7 protein-coding genes and 1 other RNA gene are annotated in these 6886 nt (G+C 44.7%); all 8 read left to right on the top strand.

The genetic code is table 11. The features are described from left to right. The first annotated feature begins 196 nt into the window (after positions 1 to 196). Positions 197 to 655, top strand: coding sequence for a cytidine deaminase (gene cdd / locus ACO4PX_RS07570; RefSeq protein WP_485572167.1), 459 nt, complete (start codon positions 197 to 199; stop codon positions 653 to 655). Between the two features lie 155 nt (positions 656 to 810). Then, a complete protein-coding gene (gene deoD, locus ACO4PX_RS07565; protein ID WP_485572166.1) occupies positions 811 to 1512 on the top strand; it encodes a purine-nucleoside phosphorylase in 702 nt (233 codons plus the stop codon). A gap of 108 nt (positions 1513 to 1620) precedes the next feature. Continuing rightward, entirely contained in the window at positions 1621 to 2400 is a 780-nt protein-coding gene (gene udp, locus ACO4PX_RS07560; RefSeq protein ID WP_485572165.1) for a uridine phosphorylase, read from the top strand. Between the two features lie 5 nt (positions 2401 to 2405). Beyond that, the gene (locus tag ACO4PX_RS07555) at positions 2406 to 3596 is read left to right on the top strand and encodes a phosphopentomutase (RefSeq protein WP_485572164.1); all 1191 of its coding nucleotides are present in this window, start codon (positions 2406 to 2408) and stop codon (positions 3594 to 3596) included. A 6-nt stretch (positions 3597 to 3602) separates the two neighbouring features. Continuing rightward, a complete protein-coding gene (locus tag ACO4PX_RS07550; protein ID WP_485572163.1) occupies positions 3603 to 4127 on the top strand; it encodes a nucleoside deaminase in 525 nt (174 codons plus the stop codon). A gap of 104 nt (positions 4128 to 4231) precedes the next feature. Continuing rightward, entirely contained in the window at positions 4232 to 4942 is a 711-nt protein-coding gene (locus ACO4PX_RS07545; RefSeq protein WP_485572162.1) for a thiamine diphosphokinase, read from the top strand. Between the two features lie 61 nt (positions 4943 to 5003). Continuing rightward, positions 5004 to 5188, top strand: a non-coding RNA gene (gene ssrS / locus ACO4PX_RS07540) — 6S RNA. 145 nt (positions 5189 to 5333) lie between these two features. After that, on the top strand, positions 5334 to 6548 hold the full coding sequence (locus ACO4PX_RS07535; protein WP_485572161.1) for an AI-2E family transporter: 1215 nt from the start codon (positions 5334 to 5336) through the stop codon (positions 6546 to 6548). Positions 6549 to 6886: the final 338 nt, after the last annotated feature.

Genomic DNA, 6886 nt, shown 5'->3' with positions numbered 1-6886 from the left:
GCCAGATTTAGGTTCTGGTGGGCGACCGTGCAGGTTCAAGTCCTGTCATCCGCAGGCTGAAAACAAGGTTTTCGTGAGGATTGTGATAGAGGAATTATCCTTTATCACTTTTTTTGTATCCGGAAAGACTGGTCTTTTTTGAAGAAAAGCCTTATGCTATAGAAAATCTATAGACGAAGGAAAGGAAGAGAATCGTTTGGGAACAGAGGATATAAGTACAAAAGATATTGTAAGTGAAAATATTGCAAAGGCTTTGATTCGGAAGGCGCTTCAGGCCAGAAGAAAAGCCTATAGTCCCTACTCTCATTTTCAGGTGGGCGTAGCGTTGGAAACAGATTCGGGAGAAGTATTTTTAGGCTGTAATGTGGAAAATGCTTCCTATGGAGCCAGTAACTGCGGAGAAAGAACCGCCCTGTTTAAGGCGGTCAGTGAGGGCTATAAGCATTTTCAGAGAATCGCCATAGTAGGAGGCATGAAGGATAGTGAGGAGCTTCCCTACTGTATGCCCTGCGGAATTTGTCGTCAGGTGATGTCGGAGTTTGTGGATTTACAAAGCTTTCAGGTCATTTTGGCAAAAAATGAAGAGGAGTATAAGATTTATACGCTTGCTGAGCTCCTTCCCCATGCCTTTTTGCCGGAGGCACTGGAGGACTAAGCAGTTGCTTTGGGAACAGTCCTTTATCACGGGGATGTTTTTTTTACAGTTAATAAGATAGAAAAGTTTATAAGGATTAAAAAGTAGTATGGGAAGCGGTAAATATCGCTTCTTCCAAAGATAATATTATTTAGTCAACAATCAAGGAGGATAGTATGGGAACAGCACACAATGAAGCAGAGCTAGGACAGATTGCCAAGACCGTTTTAATGCCGGGAGATCCCCTTCGGGCCAAGTTTATTGCGGAGACCTTTTTGACGGATGTTAAGTGTTTTAATACAGTCAGAAATATGCTGGGCTTTACCGGAAAATACAACGAGAAGGAAGTTTCCGTGATGGGGGCAGGAATGGGTATGCCCTCCATCGGTATTTATTCTTACGAGCTTTTTAATCATTATGATGTGGATGCCATTATTCGTATCGGTTCCGCAGGGGCTTTACACGAGGATATTGACTTAAAGGATGTGGTTATGGCTATGGGAGCCTGCACGGATTCCCGCTACAGCTACCAGTATGAACTGCCGGGAGACTTTGCGCCTATTGCAGATTACTCCTTGTTGGAGAAGGCAGTAGGAACAGCCAGAGAGTTAAAGATTCCCGTTAAGGTGGGAAATGTGGTTTCCTCGGATGTTTTCTATAACGGCTATACCAAGGCCAATGAAAAGTGGGCAAGCATGGGTGCCCTTTGCGTGGAAATGGAGGCTGCAGCCCTCTATATGAATGCGGCGAAGGCAGGGAAGAAGGCCTTGGCGATCCTTTCCATTTCCGACCATATCTTAAAGGGAACAGAGCTTTCTCCTGAGGAGAGAAAGGTGGGCTTTAAGGATATGATGGAGATTGCTTTACGTTTGGCATAAAGATTTTGCGTTATGTTTGGCATAAAGATTTTGTGTTATGCTTGACATAAGTATTTGCATAACATTTAGCACAAGGCATTTGCATTGGCTTTAGCATAAGGAGTTTCCATGATTAATTATTCAGAAGATGAACGCTGTTATCATATCGGGGTAAAAAAAGGAGATTTAGGAAAATATGTTCTCCTCCCCGGAGATCCGAAACGCTGTGAAAAGATTGCAAAATATTTTGACAATCCGGAATTGGTGGCGGACAGAAGAGAGTATGTGACCTATACCGGAACCCTTTTGGGAGAAAAGGTCAGTGTCTGCTCCACCGGTATCGGCGGCCCTTCCACTTCTATTGCTTTGGAAGAGCTCAGTACCTGTGGAGGAGAGGTTTTTATCCGTGTAGGTACAGCGGGAGGAATGGACCTTTCGGTAGAAGCAGGAGATTTGGTGATTGCCCAGTCTGCAATCCGTATGGAGGGAACATCCAAGGAATATGCCCCTATCGAGTGGCCAGCCACAGCGGACTTCGAGCTGACTAAGGTGCTGGAAGAGGCGGGAAAAAAGCTTTCCGCAAAAACCCATGTGGGGGTAGTGCAGTGTAAGGATGCTTTTTATGGACAGCATAAGCCGGAGGATTTGCCGGTCTCCAAGGAATTGTTGGAGAAGTGGGAGGCCTGGTGCAAATTGGGCTGTAAGGCTTCCGAAATGGAAAGTGCGGCGCTTTTTACTGTGGGAGCCTACCTGAAAAAGAAGGTGGGAACCGTTCTTTTTGTGGTATCCAACCAGGAGAGAGTAAAGGCCGGACTTTCCAATGAAATTTTACACGATACGGATTTGGCGATTCAGACCGCCATTGAGGCCGTAAAGCTCCTGATTCAAAGGGAGAAAGAGAGAAAGTAGGGAAGATGAAATTTAAAAGAATATTTTTGATTGTTTTAGATTCTTTAGGCATTGGAAATGGCAAGGATGCAGCAAAGTTTGGAGACGAAGGCACGGATACCTTCCTTCATATTACGGAAAAGATGCCCTCATTTTCCATCCCTAATTTGGAAAAGCTGGGCATGGGAAATTTAAAGCGCTTAAAAGGGGTTTCTCCGGTAGAGAAGCCTATGGCCAAGTACTATGCCTTAAATGAAGCCAGTAACGGGAAAGACACTATGACCGGACACTGGGAAATGATGGGGATAAAGACGGAAAAGCCCTTTATTACCTTTACCGACACCGGATTTCCACCGGAATTAATTCAGGCATTAGAGGAAAAGACCGGAAGAAAAGTGATTGGAAACAAGGCAGCCTCCGGAACGGAGATTATTGAGGAGCTGGGAGAGGAGCAATTAAGGACCGGAAGTATGATTGTTTATACCTCTGCGGACTCCGTTTTGCAGATTGCGGCTCCGGAAGATCCCAAGTATTTTGGTTTGGAGGAACTGTACAAGGACTGTGAAATTGCCAGAGAAATCACCATGAAGGACGAATGGAGAGTCGGAAGAGTCATTGCCAGACCCTATGTAGGGGAGAGAAGGGGAGAGTTTAAGAGAACCTCCAACCGCCATGACTTGGCTTTAAAGCCACCTACAAAAACCGTGCTGAATTATTTGGAAGAGGCGGGACTTTCCGTGATTTCCATTGGAAAGATTAATGATATCTTCGTGGGAGAGGGAATCAATAAAGCCATCCACTCCCGCTCCTCTGTAGAAGGGATGGAACAGTGCATTGCCGTGGCAAAGGACGAGGATTTTAAAGGACTTTGCTTTGTGAATCTGGTGGACTTTGATGCCCTTTACGGCCACAGAAGAGATCCCATCGGCTACGGAGAAGAAATTGAGCGCTTTGATGAGAAGCTGGGCGAATTGCTGTCCGTATTGAAGGAGGACGATCTTTTGATGCTGACTGCGGACCATGGAAATGATCCTACATTTTCCGGAACGGACCATACCAGAGAACAGGTGCCTCTCCTGGTTTATCATAAGGGAATTGCAGGAGGTCAAGGGGAGGAGCAGGACAGCTTCGGCGTAATCGGTGCCAGTGTCGCGGATAATTTTTCCGTTTCCCTTCCCTCTGAGCTGATTGGAAAGTCTCTCTACAAGGAGTTTTAAAAAGAAATGAAAACAGAGAAAGACTATATGAAGATGGCTCTTTCCCTGGCGAAAAAAGCAGCGTCCCGGGGGGATGTTCCCATCGGGGCGCTGATTGTTTATGACGGGACGAAGCCGGACTCGCTCATGGGAAGACTTTGCCAAGAAAAGGGAATTCTTCCGGGAACGATTTTGGGCAGGGGCTATAACCAGAGAAATCGAAAGAACAATGCCCTTTACCATGGAGAAATTTTAGCCATTGAGAAGGCCTGTAAGAAAATAGGAGACTGGCGATTGGAGGATTGTACCCTCTATGTGAATTTGGAACCCTGCCCCATGTGTGCAGGCGCTATTTTGCAGGCCAGAATCCCCCGTCTGGTCTTTTCTCTTCGGAATCCCAAAGCCGGCTTCTGCGGTTCTCTCTTGAATGTTTTGCAGATGAAGGAGCTGAATCATCGGGTGACGATTCGGGAAAATGTTTTAGAGGGGGAAGCAAGGGACTTGCTTTCCCGTTTTTTTAGCTCTATGAGAGAGAATAAAAAGGAAAGCTGATAAAAAAAGCGGGAATGTATTTCCGGGAAAAGCAGTGCTTTATGCAAGTGCATAGGATAGAAAAAAATCTAAAAAGGGATTTGTGCAATGAGACAGGAGAAAGTATGGGAAGAAGAGGAATATTAATCTGTGCCGGATATTTTTATGGAATTCCTTTTCCCTTGGATCGAGAGGATCTGATTATTGCGGTGGACGGAGGCTTTCGATACTGTCAAGAGGAAGGTATTAGCCCCTCTTTGATTTTGGGAGATTTGGATTCTTTGAGAGGGAGCTCCTTAGAAAATCCGTCTTCTGCATCCTATACTATCTTTTCTGAAAATCCGAAGGAGAAGGCGGAATTTCTTTCAGAGTCTTCCTTTCAGGGGATTCCCCTGAAGCAACTTCCTGTAGTGAAAAATGATACGGATCTTTTAGCGGCTATCAAGCTTTGTCTGGAAGAAGGAATCAAGGAAATCCACATCTTTGGGGCTTTAGAGGGAAGGCGCTTTGACCATAGCCTTGCCGCATTACAAAGTCTGGCCTATCTTACCGAACAAAAGGCTAGGGGATATTTGTACGGAAAAGAAGAGCTTATTACGGCAGTTCAAGATGGAAGTCTGCATTTTCCGAAAGGGATGAAAGGGACTTGTTCCGTGTTTTCCTATTCCGAGGAGGCTAGGGGGGTAGAGGAGAAGGGACTTCTCTATCAGGTGCATAAAGGCTGCTTAAAGAACAACTTTCCTATAGGGGTGAGCAACGCCTTTACAGGAGAAGAGGCAGAGATTTCCGTGGAAAAAGGAATGCTTTTTGTAAGCTATGGAATAGAAAATCTGTAAGCTATGGAATAGAAATTCTTACTTGCAAGCCCAGGTGCCCTTTGCTATAATTTTTTTACAGACTTGGCTGGGGCGTTCGAGTCCACACAATTTGAACCTACAAATATGACATACGGGATTCCGATATTTGCGATTAGGATAGCATGCCTTCCGTCCTGCGGTTAAGGATCCTTGAATAATCCGTGAGGTGACCCACCTGGCTTAATGCTAGGAGTCAAACGTGTGGTACGGCGCTTTGGTGAGTCTGATTTTTGTGTTAAGTAAGAAATAAACTGTTCCTGCCGTATTTGTAAAGCATAGAGTCACAGGGAAAAGTGACTGTTTTATAGAAAAAAATGGCAGATGTACAGGGCGATGTATAGATGAACTGTTCTTTTAGGAGTGTAGAGCCATGAAAAGGGAAAACTGGACAGAACAAATCAAGTGGGGAATTACCGCATTTTTGGTATTGGCGGCGACTTCCCTGCTTTTTATTATAGTGAGCCATTTGGAGACCATTAACAAGAATTTTAATCTCTTTATTCAGATTCTGATGCCCATTATTTACGGGGCGGTTTTGGCCTATTTAATGAGCCCGGTATATAACTTTGTGGTAAAGATGACGGATGTTCTTTTGGCAAAGTTTTTTCGCAAAAAAAGCAAAAAACAAAGTACCATAAGTAGTTTTCTGGCCACCATTTGCAGCCTGTTGTTTCTGGTATTTATCGGAGGAAGTCTGGTATCTCTTTTGATTCCGGAGCTGACAAAGTCCATCTATAACCTATATATGACTTTGCCGGATGCCCTTAATCGCTCCTACGAAAGAATTCAAACCCTGCTGACCAATTATCCTGAAGCCAGAGAGTATGTGGAAGATTTATATACGGAGATCAGTGCCTTTTTCAGCAGTAAACCGGAGAGTGCCCAGACGATTTTGGGACATTTACAAAATATTGCCGCATTCTTCCGTGACGGTATATGGAATACCTTTACGGTGGTGAAGAACATCTTAATCGGTCTGATTGTGATGGTTTACCTTTTAAATCTGAAGAAGACCTTGAAGCTACAATTTCGAAAGCTCCTGTTTGCCATCTTTTCCAAGGAAAAGGCGAAAGGGATTATTGAAGAGCTGCAATATGTTCACAAGATGTTCGGCGGTTTTATTCTGGGAAAAATCATCGACAGTGTGATTATCGGAATTTTAACCTTCTTTGTTTTAAGCATAATGAAGATGCCCTACACTTTGTTGGTTTCCGTAATCGTCGGCGTAACCAATGTGGTGCCCTTCTTCGGCCCCTTCGTGGGCGCCATTCCCTGCATCATCTTGATTATGTTAAGCAGTCCTCTGCAGGCTCTGTACTTTGCCATTGCCATTTTGGCGATTCAGCAGCTGGACGGAAATGTCATCGGACCGAAGATTTTGGGAGACTCCACCGGACTTTCCAGCTTCTGGGTACTATTCTCCATCATTCTATTCGGCGGACTTTTCGGCTTTGTGGGAATGATTATCGCCGTACCTTTATGGGCGGTTATTCTGAACAGCATCCGGCGCTATGCCAATAAACGTTTAGAGAAGAAGCAAATTCCGAATAGCGCAGAGTACTTTGAGGATTTGGGGAAAATTTAGACAGCTAAGAAGGAGATAAAATGTTTTCCATCGTTTTTCTACATAGAGTGCTGAAGGAGGGGTAATCTGAGCCCGCCGGTACTTGCTGAAAGCAAGCGAAGCGCAACTTGAAGTTAGTACCGCTGCGAAGGCGAGGTTAGCGGGAGCGTGCCCCTGTTCAGCACTATATGCAGAAAAACCGATTTAAGAACCGATGTATTCCTTCTTAGCTGTCAAAATTTACCCGTATATTCTGTGAGGATTTGCTCCCATATCCTTTGGTTGTAAAAGTTGGGATTTTTGATATAATCCCGTCTTTGACAGTTGCGAAAGAGTCAAGAGCCCATAAACGGCGTAAT

The organism is Oribacterium sp. (assembly GCF_057249185.1).
Note: the sequence above shows the minus strand (reverse complement) of the source record. Positions and strands in the feature narration are given on the sequence as shown.

What these genes read in the sequence shown, in the direction of transcription:
- deoD (WP_485572166.1), top strand. Translation starts at nt 811, where the DNA reads ATGGGAACAGCACACAATGAAGCAGAGCTAGGACAGATTGCCAAGACC.
- ACO4PX_RS07555 (WP_485572164.1), top strand. Translation starts at nt 2,406, where the DNA reads ATGAAATTTAAAAGAATATTTTTGATTGTTTTAGATTCTTTAGGCATT.
- ACO4PX_RS07550 (WP_485572163.1), top strand. Translation starts at nt 3,603, where the DNA reads ATGAAAACAGAGAAAGACTATATGAAGATGGCTCTTTCCCTGGCGAAA.
- udp (WP_485572165.1), top strand. Translation starts at nt 1,621, where the DNA reads ATGATTAATTATTCAGAAGATGAACGCTGTTATCATATCGGGGTAAAA.
- ACO4PX_RS07535 (WP_485572161.1), top strand. Translation starts at nt 5,334, where the DNA reads ATGAAAAGGGAAAACTGGACAGAACAAATCAAGTGGGGAATTACCGCA.
- ACO4PX_RS07545 (WP_485572162.1), top strand. Translation starts at nt 4,232, where the DNA reads ATGGGAAGAAGAGGAATATTAATCTGTGCCGGATATTTTTATGGAATT.